This is a genomic window from Pseudomonas sp. VS40, assembly GCF_018587885.1.
Classification (GTDB): domain Bacteria; phylum Pseudomonadota; class Gammaproteobacteria; order Pseudomonadales; family Pseudomonadaceae; genus Aquipseudomonas; species Aquipseudomonas pergaminensis.
The window spans coordinates 87,161-108,480 of sequence record NZ_JAGYWD010000013.1; the positions used below are offsets into that span (position 1 = coordinate 87,161).

The window sequence follows — 21,320 nt, forward strand, 5'->3', positions numbered from 1 at the left end:
TAACCTGCCTCGATGTTTTACGAGGTCGACTATGCACATTCATATTCTCGGTATTTGCGGCACGTTCATGGGCTCGATGGCGGTTCTGGCCAAAGAACTGGGTCATCACGTCACCGGCTCCGATGCCAACGTCTACCCGCCCATGAGCACGCAGTTGCAGGCTCAGGGCATTGAGTTGACCCAAGGCTACGACCCGTCGCAGTTCGACCCGGTACCGGACCTAGTGGTGATCGGCAATGCCATGTCGCGGGGCAACCCAGCGGTCGAATATGTGCTCAACAAAGGTTTGCCTTATGTGTCTGGCCCGCAGTGGCTGGCCGACCACGTGCTGCAAGGCCGCTGGGTACTTGCTGTCGCCGGCACTCACGGCAAGACCACCACCAGCAGCATGCTGGCCTGGGTGCTTGAGCATGCGGGCATGAGCCCGGGCTTCCTGATTGGCGGCGTGCCGCAGAATTTCTCGGTGTCGGCGCGCTTGGGCGACACACCGTTTTTTGTGATCGAAGCGGATGAATACGACAGCGCCTTCTTCGACAAGCGCTCCAAGTTCGTTCACTACCGCCCGCGTACAGCGATCCTGAACAACCTTGAGTTCGATCACGCCGACATCTTCCCCGACCTGCCGGCCATCGAGCGGCAGTTCCACCACTTGGTGCGCACCATTCCAAGCGAAGGCCTGGTGATCCACCCGACCACCGAGCCTGCCCTGCAGCGTGTGATCGAGATGGGCTGCTGGACCCCGGTGCAAACCACCGGCGCGGGCGGGCAGTGGCAGGTCAAGCTGCTCAGCGAAGACGGTTCCCGTTTTGAAGTGCTGTTCGAAGGCGAGGCCCAAGGCATTGTCGAGTGGGACATGACTGGCCAGCACAACGTCGCCAACGCCTTGGTCACCCTGGCGGCTGCGCGGCATGTGGGCGTGGTGCCGTCCATGGGCATCGCCGCGCTCAGCGCGTTCAAGAGCGTGAAGCGGCGCATGGAAAAAGTCGCCGATGTGAATGGGATTACCATCTACGACGACTTTGCCCACCACCCGACGGCCATTGCCACCACCCTGGATGGCCTGCGCAAGCGGGTTGGCGACGCGCCGATCATTGCGATTGTCGAGCCGCGTTCCAACTCCATGAAGCTCGGCGCCCACCGCGACGGCCTGCCGGAAAGCGTCAACGACGCCGACCAGGTGGTCTGGTACGCACCGGCCAACCTTGGCTGGGACCTGCCGGGGATTGCCGCGCTGTGCACGGTGCCGTCCACCGTGTGTGACTCCATTGAAGGCATCATCGAACACGTCAAGCAGCAAGCTAAACCGGGCACCCACGTGGTGGTGATGAGCAACGGCGGCTTTGGTGGCCTGCACGGCAAACTGGCCGAGGCGCTGAAATGAGCGGCCCGGAGCGCGTCACGCTGGCCATGACCGGCGCCTCGGGCGCGCCCTATGGTTTGCGCCTGCTCGATTGCCTGGTGCGTGAAGACCGTGAGGTGCACTTCCTGATCTCCAAGGCCGCGCAGTTGGTGATGGCCACCGAGACTGACGTCGCGTTGCCGCCCAAGGTGCAGACAATGCAGGCCTTTCTCACCGAATACACCGGTGCGGCGGCGGGGCAGATCAAGGTCTACGGTAAAGAAGACTGGATGTCGCCCGTGGCGTCCGGCTCAGGCGCGCCGGCGGCGATGGTGGTGGTGCCGTGTTCCACGGGCACCTTGTCGGCGATTGCCACGGGGGCCTGCAACAACTTGATCGAACGCGCGGCGGACGTGACCTTGAAGGAGCGCCGGCAGTTGATCCTGGTGCCACGTGAGGCGCCGTATTCGAGCATTCACCTGGAGCACATGCTCAAGCTGTCGAACATGGGCGTGACGATTTTGCCGGCCTCGCCCGGTTTCTATCACCAGCCACAGACCATCGATGACCTGGTGGACTTTGTGGTGGCGCGCATTCTCAACTTGCTGAACATCCCACAGGACATGCTGCCACGTTGGGGCGAACACCATTTGAGCAGTGATGAATAAGGCGCTGCTGATGGTGTTGGCGTTGCACCTCACGGGCTGCGCCACCGCGCGCACCCTGGACGCAGCTAAACCAAACGCGCCGGTGGTGTATGCCGGCACGCGGTTGGACTTGTATGCCATGAATGGCGGCTGTTGCGCCATGGACAGATTTGGTGCCGAGGCGCCGGCTTATCCGGGAGTGGACCTGCCGGCGAGTGCGTTGCTCGATACCCTGTTGTTACCGCTGTCGGTGTTGACGGTGTTGGGCGTTGGGTTTAACGCCACAGGTGGCCTTTAGAGTTGTAGTGCCTGGGCTGGCCTCATCGCGGGCAAGCCCGGCTCCCACATTGGCACCGTGTGAACCCCATCCAATGTAGAGCTCCACCATTTGGAACTGTGTGAATCCCATCCAATGTGGAGCTCCCACATTAGAGCGGTGTGAACCCCATCAAATGTGGGAGCGGGCTTGCCCGCGAATGCGGTGGGTCAGGCAGCTCATGCATCGACTGACACGCCCCCTTCGCGAGCCAGCCCGCGCTCACACTTGGATGTCTGTCAGGTCGTTAAACCGGATTATTTACCGAGCTTACGCAACTCATCCGACTCCACCACCCGCACCCCATCCTGTTCTTCCAGCGCCAGGCGCCACATGGCCCGGGCCAGTTCGCACACTTCGATGCCGTGGTATTTGCCGGGAATCAGTCGCGACAACGGGCCGGCAAGTTGTTCTGCCAGGCGTGGTTCCAAGCGTTCCCCCAACAGCAACGATGGCCGCACGATGGTCAGTTGTGGCCAGTCCTGAGCTTTGAGTGCCTCTTCCATTTCCCCTTTGACGCGGTTGTAGAAGATCGAAGACTTCGGGTCTGCGCCGATCGCGCTGATCACGATCAGGTGCCGCGCGCCCATTTCCCGCGCACGCTTGGCGAACGCCACGACCATGTCCAGGTCGACGGCGCGGAAGGCGGCTTCGGAGCCGGCTTGTTTGATGGTGGTGCCCAGGCAGCAGAAGGCGAGGTCCACCGGGCCGCTCAGTTGCGGCAGGAACACCGCCGGGTCGCCGACCGGGTTTTCCAGGTGGGGGTGTTCGGCCAATGGCCTGCGGCTGGGTGCGAGCACGCGGGTCACGGTGGGTTCGTTGAGCAGGCGATCGAGCAGGTGTTCGCCGGTAAGGCCGGAGGCTCCGGCGAGCAAGATATGCTGAGGCGTCAGGTACATGGTGTTTCCCCCTTGTTACACAGTTCAGCTTAGTTGCCTATGGCTTCCTTGCTATTCATTGAGACGCTTTCGAGCGCCTTTCGTGCCTGCTGTTTGCGTAATAATTGCCAATGGGCGATCACACCCTTGGGGGCCCAGATCTGCGGCTCGGAGGCTTCGAAGTTGTCCGCCTGTTCGCGTTCGGCCACATGCAGTTGCGCCAGCTTGAAGGCTTGCTGCAAGTCGTCGGTCTGGTTGAAGGCTTGGGCGAAGAGGGCGTCGCCGAAGTAGGTGAAGTCGGCTTCCTCGGAACAGCCGAAGGACACACGGTCGGCCCGGGAGGCGGTCATGATCAGGGTGCGCTCATCTTTCAAGGCCGGGATGAAACCACCGGAGTAACAGGCGGAAATCACCACGATCTTGTCGCGGTTCTTCAGCGGCGCCAGCACTGCGGCCAGCTCATCGGCGGGCAGGTCGGCCAGCTCCATGCGCGGTTGGTCCAGCACCAATTCGTGTTCGTGGGTGCCGTGGCTGGTCATGTAGATAAACACCAGGTCTTCCGGGCCGGTGCGTTCGGCCAGGGTCAGCACGGCGCGACGCAGGCTTTCGCGGGTGGCCAGGGGGCGGTCGGCGATGTGGTCGCGGTGATTGACCAGGCGAATCTGCCCCCGCGCGCCGAAGCGGGTAGCGAGCATGTTACTGACGTAATCGGCTTCGCGCAGGAACACGCTCTGCTTGCCATCGCCGGCCACGGCCAGGGTGTACAGCTCGACGGCGGGGGTAGAGGCGGGTACGGCGGCGAGGGCGGTGTCGAGCAGGCGGCCCTGGGCCAGCACGCCGATCTCCAGTGGGTCGGGCAGCAGTTTTCCATCGGCGTCACGCACGCGCAGGCCGTTCACCCAGGTGCCGGCCTGCACGCTGCCGTCGGTAAGCACCAGGGTGCCTTTGCCTTGGTAGCTGTCGCTGTCGAAACCGCCGATATAGAAGCTGCCGTCAGTAAGGTTCAGGCGGCCTTCACCGGTAAAGCGCCAATCGCTGAACTGGCCGACATAGTGGCTGCCGTCGACACCGATCAACTCGCCCTTGCCGCTGAGCGCACCTTCCTTGAACTGGCCGATCCACACGTCGCCATCAGCGTTCTCGTAGCGGCCCTTGCCATTGAGCTGGTTCTGCTTGAACTGGCCGACATAAATATCGCCATCGGCGCTGTTGAAGGTGCCGTTGCCTTCCAGTTGGCCATCGACGAAATGGCCGCTGAACTGGTTGCCGCTGTCGTCGTTGCGCTGGCCTTCGCCATTCGGTTTGCCGTGGGCGAACTGGCCCTGGTACTGGCTGCCGTCCGCCAGCTCCAGGCGACCGAGGCCGGAATACTGGTCGTCCTTGAATTCGCCGCGATAGGTCATCTGGCCCTCTTTGAGGGTACCTTCGCCGTTGCGTCGACCGTTCTTGAAACCGCCCACATAGTGGCTGCCTGCGGTGGTCAGGCTGCCCTGGCCATCGAACAGGCCCTGCTGGAACTGGCCTTTATAGACTTCGCCATTGCTGCCATGCCACTCGCCCTGGCCGTGCCACTGGCCTTTGTCGAACTGGCCGGCGTACCAACTGCCGTTGGGGTAGTCCACGCGGCCCTGGCCTTGCAGCAAGCCATCGACCACATCGCCCCGGTAACGGCCGCCGTCGGGCAGGCGCGCATCGGGCGGCAACAGCGATTCGCCGTCTCCGCAAGCGGTGAGCAACAGGGCAAGGGCGAGGGGAGCGAGTGGGCGCATAGCGGGATCCGGATAATTGAGCGCCGAGTATGCCGCAGCTGCGAGTTTCATACATGAATTTGTGGTGAGCGAGCTTGCCCCGCGTTGGGTGGCGTAGCCGCCCCAAATACAGGCAACTCGTTCCTTCAGGAAGCATCAGGTTGCAGGTTCTGGAGCTGCTTCGCAGCCCAGCGCGGGGCCAGGCCGCTCACCACAAGTGAGGTTTTGTGCCACCGGCCTTACACGAAGTAGAGTGACAACGACTCCGCAATGTAGGCCGGTTTTTCCTGCCCTTCGATTTCCAGGGTGGCAGTGGCCTTGAGCAGCCATTGGCCGGGCTTTTTCTCGGTGACGTCATTGAGGGTCACGTTCAGGCGCACCTTGGAGTTGACCTTCACCGGCTGGATGAAGCGCACGCTGTCCAGGCCATAGTTGACGGCCATCTTCAGGCCTTCGGGCACGATCAGCAGGTCTTCCATCAGCTTGGGCATCAGCGACAGCGACAGGAAACCGTGGGCGATGGTGCTGCCAAACGGGGTTTGTGCGGCCTTGACCGGGTCGACGTGGATGAACTGATGATCGCCAGTGGCTTCGGCGAACAGGTTGATACGCGCCTGGTCGATGGTGAGCCATTCGGAACGTCCCAGTTCCTTGCCGACATAATCTTTGAGCTGCGCTACGGGTACATAGGGCATTGCGTCTCTCCTTGGTTCATCGGTGCTGTTTTTATGGGTTACAGAGAACCAATGTAGATCATCATGGCCAATCAGCCCGGTCAACCCACCATGCTTTTGGCGAATGCCGGTGCATAGGGCTGGCGTGCTTATAATGCGGGCGAGTCCTGAGGGGGGGAAGAACGGATGCTGTTACGTGGCCTGACCTGGCTGGTGCTGTTTCAACTGATCGGCACCGCGATCAACCATTTGCTGTTGCCGGTGCTGCCGGGGCCGATCATCGGGCTGCTGCTGATGCTCGGCTTTCTGGTGTGGCGAGGCGAAGTTGGCGAGCCGCTGAGCCTGGCGGCCAGCAGCTTGTTGCGTTACTTGCCGTTGCTGCTGGTGCCGCCCGCGGTGGGGGTGATGGTGTATGCCAAGGACATCGCCGCTGACTTCTGGGCCATTGTCGGCGCGCTGGTGCTGTCGCTGGTGATTGCCATGGGCTTTGTCGGCGTGCTGATGCAGCAGATGGTCAAGCGCAAGGAGAAGGACCAATGACCTTCGACTGGCACGGCGCGTGGACGGCGGTGATTCACCATCCCTTGTTTGGCATCGGTATCACCCTTGGTGCGTACCAGTTGGTGCTGGCTGGCTTCGAGAAAACCCGCTGGATCTTCCTGCAACCGGTGCTGGTCTCGATGTTGCTGGTGATCGGTGTGCTGATCAGCTGTGGCCTGAGCTACGCCGAGTACCGCAAGAGCACCGAGATCATGGGCATCCTGCTCGGCCCGGCGACAGTGGCGCTGGCGGTGCCGCTTTACCTGAACCTGCGGCGCATTCGCCAATTGTTCTGGCCGATTTTTACTACGCTGGTGATAGGCGGGGTGTTGGCCACCGGCCTGTGTGTGCTGCTGGGCTGGTGGTTCGGCGCCGAACACATGATGCTGATGACCATGGCGCCCAAGTCGGTGACTTCGCCGATCGCCATGCTGGTGGCCGAGCAGATCGGTGGCGTGGCCGCGCTGGCGGCGGTGTTTGTGCTGATCACCGGCGTGATCGGTGCGATGATCGGCCCGGCGTACCTGTCACGCCTGGGCGTGCACAGCCCCGAGGCGCGCGGCATGGCGCTGGGCATGACCGCCCACGCCGTCGGCACGTCGGTGGCGCTGCAGGAAAGCGAAGAGTGCGGCGCCTTTGCAGCGCTGGCCATGAGTCTGATGGGTGTGGCCACGGCAGTGTTCCTGCCGTTAGCCGTGTCCGTGATCGTTTAAACCGGGTTTAAGGAAACCTTTATGAGTCTGGCGCTGTTCCCGCTCAATACCGTGCTGTTCCCTGGTTGCACCCTCGACCTGCAGATATTCGAGGCGCGCTACCTGGACATGATCAGTCGCTGCATGAAAAAGGGCGAAGGCTTTGGCGTGGTGTGCATCCTCGACGGCAAGGAAGTGGGCATGGCCCCGGACGGCTACGCGCTGATCGGCTGTGAAGCGCTGATTCGCGACTTCAAGCAGCAGGACAACGGCCTGCTGGGCATTCGTGTCGAAGGCGGTCGTAGGTTCCGGGTACGGGACGCCGGCGTGCAGAAGGACCAATTGCTGGTGGCCGACGTGCAGTGGCTCGAAGAACTGCCGGACCAGCCGCTGGAGGAAGAGGACGCCGACTTGCTGGCGCTGCTGCAGGCATTGGCCGAGCACCCGATGGTGGCTTCGCTGGACATGGACGCCCACGCCGAGGGACAGCAAGCCTTGGGCAATCAGTTGGCGTATCTGCTGCCTTTCACTGAGGCCGACAAGATCGACCTGCTGCAACTCGACGACCCGCAGCAGCGGTTGGATGCGATCCAGATGTTGCTCGACGAGTTGCAGGGCGAACTGTTCACCTAATAGGCGTAGCGCAGCAGAGCATGGGGTGTACCGGTCAACGCGATGAAGCTCAGCACCGCGACCAATGCCGGCAGCAACAGCCACCAGGTCTTTTGCGACATCGCCGGCAGCGGGCTTCGGTATTGGCTGATGCCCAGGCTGAACGCGCACACCGTCATTGCCAGCAGCGTGCCGGCGAGGATGTCCGTGGGCCAGTGGGCGCCGAGGTAGACCCGCGACAGCGCAATGAAGGCTGCCGGGATGCAGCCCAGCAGCATCCACGTCAGGCGCAGCCGGATCGGTTGCCCGCGACCGGCCAGGATCGCCAGCGCCAGGAAAAACGCGAACGCGCCGGACGCGTGGCCGCTGGGCATGCTGAAGCTGGTCAGCGGGTCGGTGAGAATTTCCGGGCGGCCACGGGCGAAGAACAGCTTGGTCCCGGTGTTGATTACCGCCGCACCGGCGAGGGTCACGCCAACAAAAATCGCATGACGCCATTGCCGCGCCAGTAGCAGCAGGCCGGTAAAGATAGCGCTGGCCACGAACATCTTCTTGAACTCGCCCAACTGGGTGATGCGCACCATCACTTCGTCCAGCCAGGGGCTGCGGTGTTCCTGCACCAGGGCGCTCAGGCCCTGGTCGAAGTCATTAAGGTGGGGGTAGCCGATAAACAGGGCGATCAATACCGTCAGGCTGGCGCAGCCGATCCACAAGGTGGCGCGACGATGGCCGCGCAGGCTGCTGTTCAGGCTTAGGCCCACCACCACCGCGATACAGGCCGCCACAACACCAGCCTCAGGCCAGAAGCCCTCGGGCAGCGGCAGGCGGAAGGCCGCGCCGGCCGCCCAGCCCGGCAACAGGTAGGCCACCGACCAGCCGGCCGCGGCAACGATGCTCACCGCCGCGAAGCGCGGGAAGGGCATGTCGCACATCCCGGCCACCATCGGCAGCATGGGCCGCAGCGGGCCGATGAAACGCCCCACCAGCAGGCTGGCGATGCCGTATTTGTGGAAGTAGGTTTCGGCGCTGTTCATCCATTCGGGGTGGTGACGCAAGCCAGGTAAACGCCGGATATTCTGGTGGAAATGTCGTCCCAGGTAGTAGGAAACCCCGTCACCCAAGAGCCCGCCCAGGAAGCCCAGCAGCAGGGTTTCGCTCAGGGACAGCGCGCCGCTGCCGGCGAGTGCGGCAATGGCAAACAACAATACCGTGCCCGGCACGATCAGCCCGGCGATGGCCAGGCATTCCACGCAGGCGACGATAAACACCGCGACCGCCAGCCATTCGGGATTCAGGGTCAACCAGCCGGTAATGCTATCGAGCCATTGGCCCATACAATCCACTCCATCCAAGTTCGTACACCGTGTAGGCGCCCGGTTTGCCGGCGATGGCCCCCATGGGACCGCCTTCACCGTCAAGCCGGGCGCTTACAGGTCGTGTCATCAAATCAAAAAATAGTCGCGGCCTTCGACCTGGCCCCGGCGCAGCGGGTTCCGCGTGCAATAAGGCGCATAGCCAGCATCGACGAAGCGGTACATCAGGTGCTCATCGCGCCCGCTGGGGATGCCCAGGCGGGTGGTCTGGATGATCTGGCTCGGTGCCTGGCCCACGTCTTCAACGTAGAGCAATTCCTGATCGAAGCGCTTGGCGTCCCACATCGGCACCTTCAGACCCAAGGCCTTGCACAGCAGGGTCTGGCCGGCGCACAGCTTTTGCGAGGCGCGCGGGCTGCCGTCGGCATTCGGGTTGTTCAGCAGCATCTGCGCCAGGCTGGCCGGGCCGGATAATTCATCGACCCATGGATAGGCCGATTTGATCAACACGGCATTGCCTGGCCCATGGGCGCTGAAGTTAAGGGAGTCGCCGCCACGGGCGTAGTACATGTAGATATGGCCACCATCCAGAAACAAAGCCTTACGCTTTTCTGTGTAGCCCAATGACGCGTGACTGCCTTTTTCGGCCACGTAATACGCTTCGGTTTCAATAATTCGCGCCGAAAGCCAGATTTCTCCCACGCGATGGCGTATGACTTTTCCGAGCAAATCGCGCGCGAGCGTTTGTGCGTCACGGTCGAAGAAGCTGTCGGGCAGGGCGCTGGCGGGGAGTTGCGGCGATGAACTGGGCATGGCGGTCAGGGTAAATACGGCTAAATGTGACGGAATCATAACAACTCCCACCTTAATTACCGCTGAACCCCAGGTTTTTACAGTTCATTTCGACCATCCGCCCCTCACCGCTGTCAGTCGGGCGGCGTCACAGCTATAATCTGCCGCTTTCCTCCCTGCCAAGACTCCCTGACCATGACTGAGTCCGTTCTTGACTACATGACCCGCCTGGGTCGCGCTGCCCGTCAGGCCTCGCGGTTGATCGCCCGTGCGAGCACCGCGCAGAAGAACCGTGCCCTGCTGGCTGCCGCCGACGCTCTGGATGCTTCGCGCTCCGAGCTCACCGCCGCCAACGAACTGGACCTGGCCAACGGCCGCGCCAATGGCCTGGAGCCGGCCCTGCTGGACCGCCTGGCGCTGACCCCGGCACGTATCGACGACATGATCGAAGGCCTGCGTCAGGTGGCCAAGCTGCCTGACCCCATCGGTGAAATCCGCGATATGCGCTACCTGCCGTCCGGCATCCAGGTCGGCAAGATGCGCGTGCCCCTGGGCGTGATCGGCATCATTTACGAGTCGCGTCCAAACGTGACCATCGACGCCGCGAGCCTGTGCCTCAAGTCTGGCAATGCCACCATCCTGCGCGGCGGTTCCGAGGCGATCAATTCCAACCGCGCCATCGCGTCCTGCATCCAGCAGGGCCTGGCCGTGGCCGAATTGCCTGCCGAAGTGGTGCAAGTGGTGGAAACCACCGACCGCGCCGCCGTGGGCGCGCTGATCACCATGCCGGAATTCGTCGACGTGATCGTGCCGCGCGGTGGCAAGAGCCTGATCGAACGCGTCAGCCGCGATGCCAAGGTGCCGGTCATCAAGCACCTGGACGGCGTGTGCCACGTGTTTATCGACGTGGCCGCCGACATCGACAAGGCGATCCGCATCGCCGACAACGCCAAGACCCACCGCTACGCCCCGTGCAACACCATGGAAACCCTGCTGGTGCACGTCGGCATTGCCGATCGCGTGCTGCCGCCGCTGGCTGCCATCTACCGCGACAAGGGCGTCGAGCTGCGCGGTTGCGGGCGTACCCGTGCGCTGCTGGGCGTGGACGTGATCGAGGCGACCGAGCTGGACTGGTACACCGAATACACCGCGCCGATCCTGTCGATCAAGATTGTCGACGACCTCGACGAAGCCATCGAACACATCAACACCTACGGCTCCAAGCACACTGACGCTATCGTTTCCGAGCATTTCAGCGATGCGCGACGCTTCCTCAACGAAGTGGATTCCGCCTCGGTGATGATCAACGCTTCGACACGCTTTGCCGACGGCTTCGAATACGGCCTGGGGGCGGAGATCGGTATTTCCACCGACAAGCTCCACGCCCGTGGCCCGGTTGGCCTGGAAGGCCTGACCAGCGAGAAGTACGTGGTGTTCGGCGACGGTCATGTGCGCACTTGATGGGTAAACGCATCGGGCTGCTCGGCGGTACTTTCGACCCCGTGCACATCGGCCATTTGCGCAGTGCCCTGGAAGTCGCGGATGCCCTCGCGCTCGATGAGTTGCGCATGATGCCCAACGCACGGCCGCCCCATCGCGATACGCCGCAGGTGTCACCGCAGCAGCGCCTGGAAATGGTGCGCCTGGCGGTGGACGGCATAGCGCCGCTGGTGGTGGACGACCGCGAGCTCAAGCGCGATAAACCGTCCTACACTGTTGACACCCTGGAACTGATGCGCGCCGAGTTGGCCGCGGATGACCAGTTGTTTCTGCTTTTGGGCTGGGACGCATTTTGCGGCCTGCCCTCTTGGCACCGCTGGGAGGAACTCCTCCAGCATTGCCACATCCTGGTTTTGCAACGCCCGGATGCCGACAGCGAACCGCCGGATGCCTTGCGCAACCTGCTGGCCGCGCGGTCGGTAAGTGACCCCTTGGCCCTGACCGGGCCGAACGGGAATATTGCATTCGTCTGGCAGACCCCGCTTGCGGTGTCCGCCACCCAGATCCGTCAACTGCTGGCCAGCGGGAAGTCGGTACGTTTCCTGGTGCCTGACGCGGTCCTGGCCTACATCGATGCGCACGGGCTTTACCGTGCGTCGAACTGAAAAGGCGTGCTTGAACCTACGCACAGTCGTAGAACGAGCGCCCGAACATACGAGCAAAACGAGTTTTATATGACGAACAAAGACGTAAGCAAAGTTAAGCGCAAAGGCACGTTCAAAAGCGCCCCGCTGCCAGTAGAAGCCCACACCGGCCCTGAGCTGGCTGGCGAAGAGCTGGTAAAAGTTGCCGTGGCGGCCCTGGAAGACGTCAAGGCCCAGGACATCCAAGTGCTGGACGTGCGCGACAAGCAGAGCATCACCGACTACATGATCATCGCCACCGGTACCTCGAACCGCCAAATCGGCGCGATGCTGGACAAGGTCCGCGAAGCCGTCAAAGCCCAGGGCGTGAAGCCGCTGGGTGAAGAAGGCAAGGGCGACAGCGACTGGGTGCTGCTGGACATGGACGACGTGATCGTTCACATGATGACCTCCAACGCCCGTCAGTTCTACGACCTGGAGCGTCTGTGGAAAGGCGCCGAGCAGAGCCGTGCCGCCGATGGCAAGCACCACAGCCCGGAAGTGGGCCATGCGCACTTCGACAAGCTGAACAAAGACCAGGAATAAGGAACGGCTGTGCGCCTGCGTCTGATTGCTGTCGGTTCACGCATGCCCAAGTGGGTGGAAGAAGGCTGGCACGAGTATGCCAAGCGTCTGCCCGCTGAGCTGTCGCTGGAACTGGTAGAGATACCGCTCAATACCCGGGGCAAGAATGCCGATGTGGCGCGCTTTATCCGTCAGGAAGGCGAAGCCATGTTGGCCAAGGTCGGCCCCAACGAGCGCATCGTCACCCTTGAAGTGCACGGCAAACCCTGGAGCACCGAGCAGCTGGCGGTGGAACTGGATCGCTGGCGCCTGGACTCGCGTACGGTCAACTTCATGGTTGGCGGCCCCGAAGGGCTGGCACCGGAAGTCTGCGCGCGAGCGGACCAGCGTTGGTCGCTGTCGGCGCTGACGCTGCCGCACCCGCTGGTAAGAATCCTGATCGGTGAACAGCTGTATCGCGCCTGGACAGTTCTGTCCGGGCACCCTTACCACAAATAATCTGCGCCCCTCCCGATGACCCAACCGATCCGCATCAAGGACCACGAGAAAGACGCACGTCTTGTACGCGCGCGTGTGGTGTTTGGCGCGATCATGGTGGTGGCGTTGTTGGGGGTGCTGATTGCCCGCCTGTATTTCCTGCAGGTGATCCAGTACGACTATCACTCCACGCTGTCGGAAAACAACCGGGTGCATGTGCAGCCGATCCCTCCGACCCGTGGGCTGATTTTCGACCGTAATGGCGTGGTGGTCGCGGATAACCGGCCCAGCTTCAGCCTGAGCATGACCCGCGAGCGTTCCGGCGACTGGCAGCAGATCCTCGATGTGATCGTCGAGGTGCTGCAGCTGACGCCGGAAGACCGGGTGATCTTCGAGAAACGCATGAAGCAGGGGCGCCGGCCTTTCGAGCCGGTGCCGATCCTGTTCGAGCTGACCGAAGAGCAGATCGCGCGGATCGCGGTGAACCAGTTCCGTTTGCCGGGTGTGGAAGTGGTGGCGCAGTTGGTGCGGCATTACCCGCAAGGGCCGCACTTTGCCCACTCTGTCGGCTACATGGGGCGGATCAACGAGAAAGAGCTGAAAACCCTCGATCCGGTCAATTACAGCGGCACCCACCATATCGGCAAGACCGGCATCGAGCGCTTCTACGAGCCCGAGCTGCACGGCCAGGTGGGTTACGAAGAAGTCGAGACCAACGCCCGAGGCCGCGTGCTGCGGGTGCTCAAACGCACCGACCCGGTGCCGGGCAAGGACATCGTACTGAGCCTGGACATCAAGCTGCAGGAAGCGGCGGAAATGGCCCTGGGCGGTCGTCGCGGCGCGGTGGTGGCGCTGGACCCGAAGACGGGCGAAGTGCTGGCGATGGTCAGCCAGCCAAGCTTCGACCCCAACCTGTTCGTGACCGGCATCAGCTTCAAGGCCTACGCCGAGTTGCGCGATTCCATCGACCGGCCGCTGTTCAACCGCGTACTGCGCGGCCTGTATCCGCCGGGATCGACGATCAAGCCGGCGGTGGCGATTGCGGGGTTGGACGCGGGTGTGGTGACGGCCTCCAGTCGAGTCTATGACCCCGGCTACTACATGCTGCCCAACTACGATCACAAATATCGTAACTGGAACCGCACCGGTGACGGCTATGTCGACTTGGACACCGCGATCATGCGCTCCAACGACACCTATTTTTACGACCTGGCGCACAAGCTGGGTATCGATCGTTTGTCCGCCTACATGGGCAAGTTCGGCCTCGGCCAAAAGGTCTCCCTGGACATGTTCGAAGAATCCCCCGGCCTGATGCCGTCGCGGGAATGGAAGCGTGCGACCCGCCGCCAGGCGTGGTTCCCGGGCGAAACCCTGATTCTGGGTATTGGCCAGGGCTATATGCAGGCCACGCCGCTGCAACTGGCCCAGGCGACCGCGCTGGTGGCCAACAAAGGCATCTGGAACCGTCCACACCTGGCCAAGACCATCGAAGGCGAGAAGCCTTTGGACGAAAACCCGATCCCGGACATCGTGCTGCGCGACCCGTCCGACTGGACCAAGGTCAACCATGGCATGCAGCAAGTGATGCACGGCGCCCGTGGTACTGCGCGCAAGGCCGCGATTGGCGCCCAATACCGCATCGCAGGCAAGAGCGGTACCGCCCAGGTCGTGGCGATCAAGCAGGGCGAGAAATACGACCGCACCAAGGTCCAGGAGCGCCACCGTGACCACGCCTTGTTTGTCGGCTTCGCCCCGGCGGACGACCCGAAAATCGTGGTGGCGGTGATGGTCGAGAACGGTGAGTCCGGCTCCGGCGTCGCGGCGCCCGTGGTGCGTCAAGTGATGGACGCCTGGCTGTTGGCCGACGACGGCAGGCTCAAGCCCGAATATGGCGGCCCCCCTTCAAGCACCGAGGTTACGGCCCGTGAAGAGTAATTTTGACCGCATCCTCTCCAGTGAGGATGTGATGCGTCGCCGTGCGACGTTGCTGCAGCGCATGCACATTGATGGCCCATTGCTGATCCTGCTGCTGACCCTGGCGGCCGGCAGCCTGTTCGTGCTGTATTCGGCCAGCGGCAAGAACTGGGACTTGCTGATCAAGCAGGCTTCGTCGTTCGGCCTTGGGTTGTTGTCGATGGTGGTGATCGCCCAGCTTGAGCCGCGCTTCATGGCGCGCTGGGTGCCGCTCGGTTACGTGGCCGGCGTGTTACTGCTGGTGGTGGTGGACGTGATGGGCCACAACGCCATGGGCGCGACCCGCTGGATCAACATTCCGGGGGTGATTCGCTTCCAGCCGTCGGAATTCATGAAGATTCTGATGCCGGCGACCATCGCCTGGTACCTGTCCAAGCGCACCTTGCCGCCGCAGCTCAAGCACGTAGGGATCAGCCTGATCCTGATTGGCGTGCCGTTTATCCTGATCGTGCGCCAGCCCGACCTCGGCACCTCGCTGCTGATCCTGGCGGGCGGTGCATTCGTGCTGTTCATGGGCGGTCTGCGCTGGCGCTGGATCCTCAGCGTGCTGGCCGCCGCCGTGCCCGTGGCCGTGGCCATGTGGTTCTTCTTTATGCACGACTACCAGAAGCAGCGGATCCTGACCTTCCTCGATCCCGAAAGCGATCCGCTGGGCACCGGCTGGAACATCATCCAATCAAAGGCCGCTATCGGCTCCGGTGGCGTATTTGGTAAGGGTTGGTTACTGGGCACCCAGTCGCACTTGGACTTTTTGCCCGAGAGCCACACCGACTTCATTATTGCGGTGATGGGCGAAGAGTTCGGCCTGGTGGGCATTTGCGCGCTGTTGCTGATCTATTTACTGTTGATCGGTCGCGGCCTGGTGATCACCGCACAGGCGCAGACGCTGTTCGGCAAATTGCTGGCTGGCGCCCTGACCATGACTTTTTTTGTTTATGTTTTCGTCAACATCGGTATGGTCAGTGGCCTGTTGCCGGTCGTTGGGGTGCCGTTGCCGTTCATTAGCTACGGCGGAACTTCGCTGGTGACATTGCTGTCAGCGTTTGGGGTTTTGATGTCGATTCATACGCATCGCAAATGGATCGCACAGGTTTGAATAAGGTGAAGATGTCAATGCAAGTAATGCGCGGCTGGGCGACTCGGCACGCGTCCTGGATGGGCCTGATTGGGCTGCTGGGCGCAACGCAAGAGGCGCAGGCCGGTGACTACGATGGTTCACCCCAGGTCGCCGAGTTTGTCGGTGAAATGACCCGCGACTATGGTTTCGCCGGTGAACAGCTGATGGGCGTGTTCCGCGAAGCCCAGAAGAAGCAGGCGATCCTCGACGCCATCTCACGCCCAGCCGAACGCGTGAAACAGTGGAAGGAATACCGCCCGATGTTCCTCACCGACGCCCGCGTGGCACGAGGTGTGGACTTCTGGCGCCAACACGAGGCGGTACTGGCCCGCGCCGAGCAGGAATACGGCGTGCCGGCCCAGGTGATTGTCTCGATCATTGGCATTGAAACCTTTTACGGGCGCAATACGGGCAGTTACCGGGTGATCGACGCCTTGTCGACCCTGGGCTTCGATTACCCGCCGCGCGCTGACTTCTTTCGCAAGGAGCTGCGCGAGTTCCTGCTGCTGGCCCGTGAAGAACAGGTCGACCCGCTGACCCTCAAGGGTTCCTACGCCGGTGCGATGGGCTTGCCGCAGTTCATGCCAAGCAGCTTTCGCGCCTATGCGGTGGATTTTGACGGCGACGGGCATATCAATATCTGGAGCAACCCTGACGACGCGATCGGCAGTGTAGCCAGCTACTTCAAGCGTCATGGCTGGGTCGCCGGCGAGCCGGTGGTGATCCGCGCCGATGTCGCCGGGGACCGCGCCGACGAAGGCCTGACCCAGGGCATCGAGCCGGCCAAGACGGTCGGGGAGTTGCGGGCGCTGGGCTGGTCGAGTCAGAATGCGCTGCCGGATGATATGCCGGTCACGGCATTCCGCCTCGAAGGCGAAAACGGCCCGGAATACTGGATGGGCCTGAAGAATTTCTACGCAATCACGCGTTATAACCGCAGTGTGATGTACGCCATGGCCGTGCATCAACTGTCAGACATGCTGGTCCAAGCACGGGGCAACAAGTAATGCGGGCATCGCCGTTCAATCAACCGCTCAAGCTGGTGGCGTTCGCCGCGTTGTCCCTGCTGGTCGTCAGTTGTTCCACCAGCCGTGGTCCGGTGCAGAAGTCGGGGGGCACGGCCGTCCGTTCCCAGCCGGGCCTGGACATCAACCGCGCGCACAAAGACGGCGCGCCGTGGTGGGACGTCGACGTGTCGAAGATCCCGGATGCCACGCCAACCCTGCACACCGGCGCCTACAAGGCCAACCCGTACACCGTGCTGGGCAAGACCTATTTCCCGCTGCAGGAATCCAAGACCTACGTGCAATCGGGCACAGCGTCCTGGTACGGCACCAAGTTCCATGGCCAGAACACCGCCAACGGCGAAGTGTATGACCTGTACGGCATGAGCGCGGCGCACAAGACGTTGCCGCTGCCCAGCTACGTACGGGTGACCAACCTGGATAACAACCGCACGGTCATCCTGCGGGTCAACGACCGTGGGCCGTTCTATTCGGACCGCATCATCGACTTGTCCTACGCCGCCGCGAAGAAACTCGGTTACGCCGAAACCGGTACCGCGCGGGTCAAGGTCGAAGGCATCGACCCGGCGCAGTATTGGGCCCAGCGTGGCAAGCCGGCGCCGTTGATGCTCAATGAGCCGCAGACTCCGCAACCGCAAATCACCGCGTCGGCCGGCAAGGTCGAGCAGTGGACACCACCGCCACAGCAGCACGCCCCGGACACCGTGGCCGTGCCGCAAGCCGCCCAGGGCGCTTCGCTGGCAGGCGGACAATATTTGCAGGTGGGCGCTTTCGCCAACCCGGATGCGGCAGAACTGTTAAGGTCCAAGCTGAGCAGCATGGTCAACGCGCCGGTATTTATCAGCTCCATCGTGCGTAACCAGCAGACGTTGCACCGTGTACGCATGGGCCCGATCGGCTCGCCGAGCGAGGTCGCGCAAGTGCAGAACAGCGTGCGCCTGGCCAACCTGGGGCAGCCCAGCGTGGTCACAGCAGAATAAGTAAGCATTGATGGTTCAAGCTCGTGCGCGGGCTCGGACCCTGGTTGTTGGCTCGTTGAACAATAAAAACCCAGGGGCAAGGGGTGAGCGGGCAACCGAACACGTGACAGTCTGGAAGCGGGCTGTCTGAATAAGTTTTGCCCGCGAGGGCAAGTTTCCATAAGCAATTTCGAGAGACGGATGAACATCACCACCTTAGCCAAACGCACGTGCCTGCTTATCTCGCTGATCATCACCCCGGCCGCCTGGGCGGTTGAAATGGTGCCGGCTTCACCTCAACTGGCCGCCAAGTCCTGGGTCCTCATGGATGCCGCCAGTGGCAACGTGCTGGTCGAGAGCAACGGTGACCAGCGCCTGCCGCCAGCCAGCCTGACCAAGCTGATGACCGCCTACATCGCGACCCTGGAAATCCGTCGCGGCCAGATCGGCGAGAACGACCCGGTTACTGTCAGCGAAAACGCCTGGCGCACCGGCGGTTCGCGGATGTTCATCAAGGTCGGCTCGCAAGTCACCGTGAGCGACCTGCTGCACGGCATCATCATCCAGTCCGGTAACGACGCCAGCGTCGCCCTGGCCGAGCACATCGCCGGCAGCGAAGACGCATTCGCCGACATGATGAACAAAACCGTGGCCGACCTGGGCATGACCAACAGCCACTTCATGAACCCGACCGGTCTGCCGAACCCAGAGCACTACTCGTCGGCTCACGACATGGCGATCCTGGCGCGCGCGATCATCCGTGTCGACCCGGTGCACTACGCGATCTACTCCCAGAAGGAGTTCTTCTGGAACAACATCAAGCAGCCTAACCGCAACCTGTTGCTGTGGCGCGACAAGACCGTCGATGGCCTGAAAACCGGCCACACCGACGAAGCCGGCTACTGCATGGTGTCGTCCGCCGTACGTGATGGCCAACGCCTGATCGCCGTGGTCTTCGGCACCAACAGCGAGCAGGCCCGTGCGGCCGAGACGCAAAAACTGCTGACCTACGGTTTCCGTTTCTTCGAAACCCAGACCTTCTATCAGAAGGGTACTGAACTGGCGACCGCGCCCGTGTGGAAAGGCGCTACCTCCCAAGTCAAAGCCGGCCTGGCTGAAGACCTGACCCTGACCATGCCTAAAGGCCAGCTGAAAAAGCTCGCCGCCAGCATGACCATGAACCCGCAATTGGTTGCCCCAATCGCCAAGGGTGACGTGATCGGCAAGGTCGAAGTGAAGTTGGACGACAAAGTGGTTCACAGTGCCGACCTGATCGCGCTGGACGCCGTCGACGAAGGTGGTATCTTCCGCCGCGTCTGGGATAGCATCCGTCTATTCTTCTACAGCTTGTTCAACTGATTGTGTGCACCTGCAAAGCCCCGTGTTGATCCGACACGGGGCTTTGCCCGTCGCCACGGCTTACGCTTACGAGGCCGTTACGCCATGACCGATAAAGAAGTAAACGCGCCAAAGATCGAATTCCCGGTGGTGGACTATCCCATCAAGGTGATCAGCGATACCGGTGTCGGCCGTAAAGACCTGATTCTCGAGATCGTGCGTAAACACGCGACGATCAACGATCAGCGCGTGGATGAGCGATCCAGCTCTACCGGCAAATACACGACGATCCAGTTGCACATCGTTGCGACTGATCAAGACCAGCTCTACAACATCAACAGCGAACTGCGGGCCACTGGCTTCGTGCACATGGTGCTGTGATGTCTCACGTCCTGGGCTTTCGCGAGCTCGGCCGGATGGACTACGAGCCCGTCTGGCACGCCATGCAGCGCTTCACCAATGAGCGCGGCACGTCGGCCCCCGATGAGATCTGGCTGGTGGAACATCCGCCCGTCTTCACCCAGGGGCAGGCCGGCAAGGCCGAGCATCTGTTGCTGCCGGGGGATATTCCGGTGGTGCAGGTCGACCGTGGGGGGCAAGTGACTTACCATGGGCCGGGTCAACTGGTGGCTTATCTGCTGCTGGACGTGCGCAAGCTTGGGTTTGGCGTACGTGACCTGGTCAGCCGTATGGAGGCTTGCCTGATCGAGCTGTTGGCCAGTTACGGCGTGAGCGCCGCGGCCAAGCCCGATGCACCCGGTGTGTACGTGGACGGCGCGAAAATCGCCTCACTGGGGTTGCGCATTCGCCACGGGTGTTCCTTTCATGGCCTGGCCCTGAATGTGGACATGGACCTGGCACCGTTCCGGCGCATCAACCCGTGTGGCTATGCCGGGTTGGCGATGACGCAACTGAGCGACCACGCCACACCGATTAAATTTGCCGAGGTAAGTGCCCGGCTGCGTGCGCAGCTCGTCAAACACCTCGACTATGCTGAGCAGACGACCCTTACGGGCGGAATCGACTGATTATGACTACTGATGCAGTGCAAACCATGATCCCGACGCTGGACGTTACCGAGCGTCCGGCCCCGGCCCCGCGTGCCAAGGTGGAAGCCGGCGTCAAGCTGCGCGGCGCCGAGAAGGTTGCACGCATCCCGGTGAAGATCATTCCGACCACCGAACTGCCGAAGAAACCTGACTGGATCCGCGTGCGCATCCCGGTTTCGCCGGAAGTCGACCGTATCAAGGCCTTGCTGCGCAAACACAAGCTGCACAGCGTGTGCGAAGAAGCGTCCTGCCCGAACCTGGGCGAGTGCTTCTCCGGCGGTACCGCCACCTTCATGATCATGGGTGACATCTGCACCCGTCGTTGCCCGTTCTGCGACGTCGGCCACGGCCGTCCGAAGCCATTGGACGTCAACGAGCCGGAAAGCCTGGCCATCGCCATCGCCGACCTGAAACTCAAGTACGTGGTGATCACCTCGGTTGACCGTGACGACCTGCGTGATGGCGGTGCCCAGCACTTTGCCGACTGTATCCGCGAAATCCGCAAGCTCTCGCCGAACGTGATGCTCGAAACCCTGGTGCCGGACTACCGTGGCCGCATGGACGTGGCGCTGGAAATCACCGCCGCCGAGCCGCCGGATGTGTTCAACCACAACCTGGAAACCGTGCCGCGCCTGTACAAGGCCGCGCGCCCGGGTTCGGACTACCAGTGGTCGCTGACCCTGCTGCAGAAATTCAAGCAGATGATGCCGCACATTCCGACCAAGTCCGGCTTGATGCTGGGCCTGGGCGAGACCGACGAAGAAGTGATCGAAGTCATGAAGCGCATGCGCGAACACGACATCGACATGCTGACCCTGGGACAGTACCTGCAACCGTCCCGCAGCCACTTGCCAGTGCAGCGTTTCGTGCACCCGGACACCTTCGCCTGGTTCGCCGAAGAAGGCTACAAGATGGGCTTCAAGAACGTGGCCTCGGGCCCGTTGGTGCGCTCCTCGTACCATGCGGACGAGCAGGCCAAGCTGGTCAAGGCTAGTCTGGTTTCGTAATACAGATTCGGGCAACACCGCTGATCCAATGTGGGAGTGGGCTTGTGTGGGAGCCGGGCTTGCCCGCGATGCAGACGCCTCGGTACAACAGATGCACCGAGGTGATGCCATCGCAGGCAAGCCAGCTCCCACACAAGCCCGCTCCCACATTTGGTTCTGCGTTGGGTAAGGAGAA

23 protein-coding genes are annotated in these 21,320 nt (G+C 62.2%); 18 read left to right on the forward strand and 5 right to left on the reverse strand.

Annotated elements, in window-relative coordinates:
* The first annotated feature begins 31 nt into the window (after positions 1-31).
* The 3 genes from mpl to KHP07_RS27520 are packed head-to-tail and all read left to right on the forward strand — an operon-like array spanning position 32 to position 2,284.
* Positions 32-1,381 carry a UDP-N-acetylmuramate:L-alanyl-gamma-D-glutamyl-meso-diaminopimelate ligase gene (gene mpl, locus KHP07_RS27510; protein ID WP_078050344.1) on the forward strand — a complete coding sequence of 450 codons (1,350 nt, stop codon included), beginning with the start codon at positions 32-34 and terminating at the stop codon, positions 1,379-1,381.
* On the forward strand, positions 1,378-2,007 hold the full coding sequence (ubiX, locus tag KHP07_RS27515; RefSeq protein ID WP_028618086.1) for a flavin prenyltransferase UbiX: 630 nt from the start codon (positions 1,378-1,380) through the stop codon (positions 2,005-2,007). Before mpl ends, ubiX begins: the two co-directional genes overlap by 4 nt.
* Entirely contained in the window at positions 2,000-2,284 is a 285-nt protein-coding gene (locus tag KHP07_RS27520) for a YceK/YidQ family lipoprotein (protein WP_078050343.1), read from the forward strand. Before ubiX ends, KHP07_RS27520 begins: the two co-directional genes overlap by 8 nt.
* Before the next feature lie 275 nt (positions 2,285-2,559).
* Here the strand turns inward: KHP07_RS27520 and KHP07_RS27525 are convergent, their stop codons facing one another.
* From KHP07_RS27525 to KHP07_RS27535, 3 genes are all read right to left on the reverse strand, one after another.
* Entirely contained in the window at positions 2,560-3,201 is a 642-nt protein-coding gene (locus KHP07_RS27525; RefSeq protein ID WP_078050342.1) for an oxidoreductase, read from the reverse strand.
* 29 nt (positions 3,202-3,230) lie between these two features.
* Positions 3,231-4,949 (reverse strand): C13 family peptidase, encoded by a 1,719-nt coding sequence (locus KHP07_RS27530; RefSeq protein WP_100492085.1) that lies wholly within the window; start codon positions 4,947-4,949, stop codon positions 3,231-3,233.
* Positions 4,950-5,167: 218 nt separating this feature from the next.
* Complete coding sequence (locus tag KHP07_RS27535; protein ID WP_010206803.1) at positions 5,168-5,623, reverse strand: MaoC family dehydratase; 456 nt, start codon at positions 5,621-5,623, stop codon at positions 5,168-5,170.
* A 165-nt stretch (positions 5,624-5,788) separates the two neighbouring features.
* On the opposite strand from KHP07_RS27535, the gene KHP07_RS27540 reads away from it, so the two are divergent.
* Genes KHP07_RS27540 through KHP07_RS27550 form a run of 3 tightly spaced genes read left to right on the forward strand, consistent with a single transcriptional unit; the run spans position 5,789 to position 7,467 of the window.
* Positions 5,789-6,142 carry a CidA/LrgA family protein gene (locus tag KHP07_RS27540; RefSeq protein ID WP_015886074.1) on the forward strand — a complete coding sequence of 118 codons (354 nt, stop codon included), beginning with the start codon at positions 5,789-5,791 and terminating at the stop codon, positions 6,140-6,142.
* Positions 6,139-6,855, forward strand: a complete 717-nt coding sequence (locus KHP07_RS27545; protein WP_078050340.1) for an LrgB family protein — start codon at positions 6,139-6,141, stop codon at positions 6,853-6,855. Before KHP07_RS27540 ends, KHP07_RS27545 begins: the two co-directional genes overlap by 4 nt.
* Before the next feature lie 21 nt (positions 6,856-6,876).
* Positions 6,877-7,467, forward strand: coding sequence for an LON peptidase substrate-binding domain-containing protein (locus tag KHP07_RS27550; protein WP_078050339.1), 591 nt, complete (start codon positions 6,877-6,879; stop codon positions 7,465-7,467).
* On the opposite strand, the gene KHP07_RS27555 is transcribed toward KHP07_RS27550, so the two are convergent.
* Together KHP07_RS27555 and KHP07_RS27560 are read right to left on the reverse strand one after the other, a co-directional pair.
* Complete coding sequence (locus KHP07_RS27555; RefSeq protein ID WP_214498387.1) at positions 7,464-8,780, reverse strand: bifunctional DedA family/phosphatase PAP2 family protein; 1,317 nt, start codon at positions 8,778-8,780, stop codon at positions 7,464-7,466. The two genes, KHP07_RS27550 and KHP07_RS27555, sit on opposite strands and share 4 nt — an antisense overlap.
* A 108-nt stretch (positions 8,781-8,888) precedes the next feature.
* Positions 8,889-9,572, reverse strand: coding sequence for a DNA-3-methyladenine glycosylase (locus KHP07_RS27560; RefSeq protein WP_078050998.1), 684 nt, complete (start codon positions 9,570-9,572; stop codon positions 8,889-8,891).
* Positions 9,573-9,746: 174 nt separating this feature from the next.
* Between KHP07_RS27560 and KHP07_RS27565 the strand changes: the two genes are divergently transcribed.
* The 12 genes from KHP07_RS27565 to lipA all read left to right on the forward strand — a co-directional run bounded on the left by KHP07_RS27565 (position 9,747) and on the right by lipA (position 21,145).
* Positions 9,747-11,012 (forward strand): glutamate-5-semialdehyde dehydrogenase, encoded by a 1,266-nt coding sequence (locus KHP07_RS27565; RefSeq protein WP_214498388.1) that lies wholly within the window; start codon positions 9,747-9,749, stop codon positions 11,010-11,012.
* Positions 11,012-11,656 carry a nicotinate-nucleotide adenylyltransferase gene (gene nadD, locus KHP07_RS27570; RefSeq protein WP_078050336.1) on the forward strand — a complete coding sequence of 215 codons (645 nt, stop codon included), beginning with the start codon at positions 11,012-11,014 and terminating at the stop codon, positions 11,654-11,656. The genes KHP07_RS27565 and nadD overlap by 1 nt, the downstream gene beginning before the upstream one ends.
* Positions 11,657-11,725: 69 nt before the next feature.
* Entirely contained in the window at positions 11,726-12,220 is a 495-nt protein-coding gene (gene rsfS / locus KHP07_RS27575; RefSeq protein WP_010206793.1) for a ribosome silencing factor, read from the forward strand.
* A 9-nt stretch (positions 12,221-12,229) separates the two neighbouring features.
* Entirely contained in the window at positions 12,230-12,697 is a 468-nt protein-coding gene (gene rlmH / locus KHP07_RS27580) for a 23S rRNA (pseudouridine(1915)-N(3))-methyltransferase RlmH (RefSeq protein ID WP_003176297.1), read from the forward strand.
* A 15-nt stretch (positions 12,698-12,712) separates the two neighbouring features.
* Positions 12,713-14,611, forward strand: coding sequence for a penicillin-binding protein 2 (gene mrdA / locus KHP07_RS27585; RefSeq protein ID WP_078050335.1), 1,899 nt, complete (start codon positions 12,713-12,715; stop codon positions 14,609-14,611).
* Positions 14,612-14,642: 31 nt separating this feature from the next.
* A complete protein-coding gene (rodA, locus tag KHP07_RS27590) occupies positions 14,643-15,746 on the forward strand; it encodes a rod shape-determining protein RodA (protein WP_042570827.1) in 1,104 nt (367 codons plus the stop codon).
* 17 nt (positions 15,747-15,763) lie between these two features.
* The gene (mltB, locus tag KHP07_RS27595) at positions 15,764-16,774 is read left to right on the forward strand and encodes a lytic murein transglycosylase B (RefSeq protein ID WP_078050334.1); all 1,011 of its coding nucleotides are present in this window, start codon (positions 15,764-15,766) and stop codon (positions 16,772-16,774) included.
* Entirely contained in the window at positions 16,774-17,772 is a 999-nt protein-coding gene (locus KHP07_RS27600) for a septal ring lytic transglycosylase RlpA family protein (RefSeq protein WP_078050333.1), read from the forward strand. The genes mltB and KHP07_RS27600 overlap by 1 nt, the downstream gene beginning before the upstream one ends.
* Positions 17,773-17,952: 180 nt before the next feature.
* A complete protein-coding gene (locus tag KHP07_RS27605) occupies positions 17,953-19,110 on the forward strand; it encodes a D-alanyl-D-alanine carboxypeptidase family protein (protein WP_078050332.1) in 1,158 nt (385 codons plus the stop codon).
* A gap of 84 nt (positions 19,111-19,194) precedes the next feature.
* Positions 19,195-19,470 carry a DUF493 domain-containing protein gene (locus KHP07_RS27610; RefSeq protein ID WP_078050331.1) on the forward strand — a complete coding sequence of 92 codons (276 nt, stop codon included), beginning with the start codon at positions 19,195-19,197 and terminating at the stop codon, positions 19,468-19,470.
* Positions 19,470-20,117, forward strand: coding sequence for a lipoyl(octanoyl) transferase LipB (lipB, locus tag KHP07_RS27615; RefSeq protein WP_010206783.1), 648 nt, complete (start codon positions 19,470-19,472; stop codon positions 20,115-20,117). The genes KHP07_RS27610 and lipB overlap by 1 nt, the downstream gene beginning before the upstream one ends.
* Positions 20,118-20,143: 26 nt before the next feature.
* The gene (lipA, locus tag KHP07_RS27620) at positions 20,144-21,145 is read left to right on the forward strand and encodes a lipoyl synthase (protein WP_162163623.1); all 1,002 of its coding nucleotides are present in this window, start codon (positions 20,144-20,146) and stop codon (positions 21,143-21,145) included.
* Positions 21,146-21,320: the final 175 nt, after the last annotated feature.

Coding starts and splice junctions, on each gene's coding strand:
- mpl (WP_078050344.1), top strand. CDS start 32: ATGCACATTCATATTCTCGGTATTTGCGGCACGTTCATGGGCTCGATG.
- ubiX (WP_028618086.1), top strand. CDS start 1,378: ATGAGCGGCCCGGAGCGCGTCACGCTGGCCATGACCGGCGCCTCGGGC.
- KHP07_RS27520 (WP_078050343.1), top strand. CDS start 2,000: ATGAATAAGGCGCTGCTGATGGTGTTGGCGTTGCACCTCACGGGCTGC.
- KHP07_RS27525 (WP_078050342.1), bottom strand. CDS start 3,201: ATGTACCTGACGCCTCAGCATATCTTGCTCGCCGGAGCCTCCGGCCTT.
- KHP07_RS27530 (WP_100492085.1), bottom strand. CDS start 4,949: ATGCGCCCACTCGCTCCCCTCGCCCTTGCCCTGTTGCTCACCGCTTGC.
- KHP07_RS27535 (WP_010206803.1), bottom strand. CDS start 5,623: ATGCCCTATGTACCCGTAGCGCAGCTCAAAGATTATGTCGGCAAGGAA.
- KHP07_RS27540 (WP_015886074.1), top strand. CDS start 5,789: ATGCTGTTACGTGGCCTGACCTGGCTGGTGCTGTTTCAACTGATCGGC.
- KHP07_RS27545 (WP_078050340.1), top strand. CDS start 6,139: ATGACCTTCGACTGGCACGGCGCGTGGACGGCGGTGATTCACCATCCC.
- KHP07_RS27550 (WP_078050339.1), top strand. CDS start 6,877: ATGAGTCTGGCGCTGTTCCCGCTCAATACCGTGCTGTTCCCTGGTTGC.
- KHP07_RS27555 (WP_214498387.1), bottom strand. CDS start 8,780: ATGGGCCAATGGCTCGATAGCATTACCGGCTGGTTGACCCTGAATCCC.
- KHP07_RS27560 (WP_078050998.1), bottom strand. CDS start 9,572: ATGCCCAGTTCATCGCCGCAACTCCCCGCCAGCGCCCTGCCCGACAGC.
- KHP07_RS27565 (WP_214498388.1), top strand. CDS start 9,747: ATGACTGAGTCCGTTCTTGACTACATGACCCGCCTGGGTCGCGCTGCC.
- nadD (WP_078050336.1), top strand. CDS start 11,012: ATGGGTAAACGCATCGGGCTGCTCGGCGGTACTTTCGACCCCGTGCAC.
- rsfS (WP_010206793.1), top strand. CDS start 11,726: ATGACGAACAAAGACGTAAGCAAAGTTAAGCGCAAAGGCACGTTCAAA.
- mrdA (WP_078050335.1), top strand. CDS start 12,713: ATGACCCAACCGATCCGCATCAAGGACCACGAGAAAGACGCACGTCTT.
- rodA (WP_042570827.1), top strand. CDS start 14,643: ATGCGTCGCCGTGCGACGTTGCTGCAGCGCATGCACATTGATGGCCCA.
- mltB (WP_078050334.1), top strand. CDS start 15,764: ATGCAAGTAATGCGCGGCTGGGCGACTCGGCACGCGTCCTGGATGGGC.
- KHP07_RS27600 (WP_078050333.1), top strand. CDS start 16,774: ATGCGGGCATCGCCGTTCAATCAACCGCTCAAGCTGGTGGCGTTCGCC.
- KHP07_RS27605 (WP_078050332.1), top strand. CDS start 17,953: ATGAACATCACCACCTTAGCCAAACGCACGTGCCTGCTTATCTCGCTG.
- KHP07_RS27610 (WP_078050331.1), top strand. CDS start 19,195: ATGACCGATAAAGAAGTAAACGCGCCAAAGATCGAATTCCCGGTGGTG.
- lipB (WP_010206783.1), top strand. CDS start 19,470: ATGTCTCACGTCCTGGGCTTTCGCGAGCTCGGCCGGATGGACTACGAG.
- lipA (WP_162163623.1), top strand. CDS start 20,144: ATGATCCCGACGCTGGACGTTACCGAGCGTCCGGCCCCGGCCCCGCGT.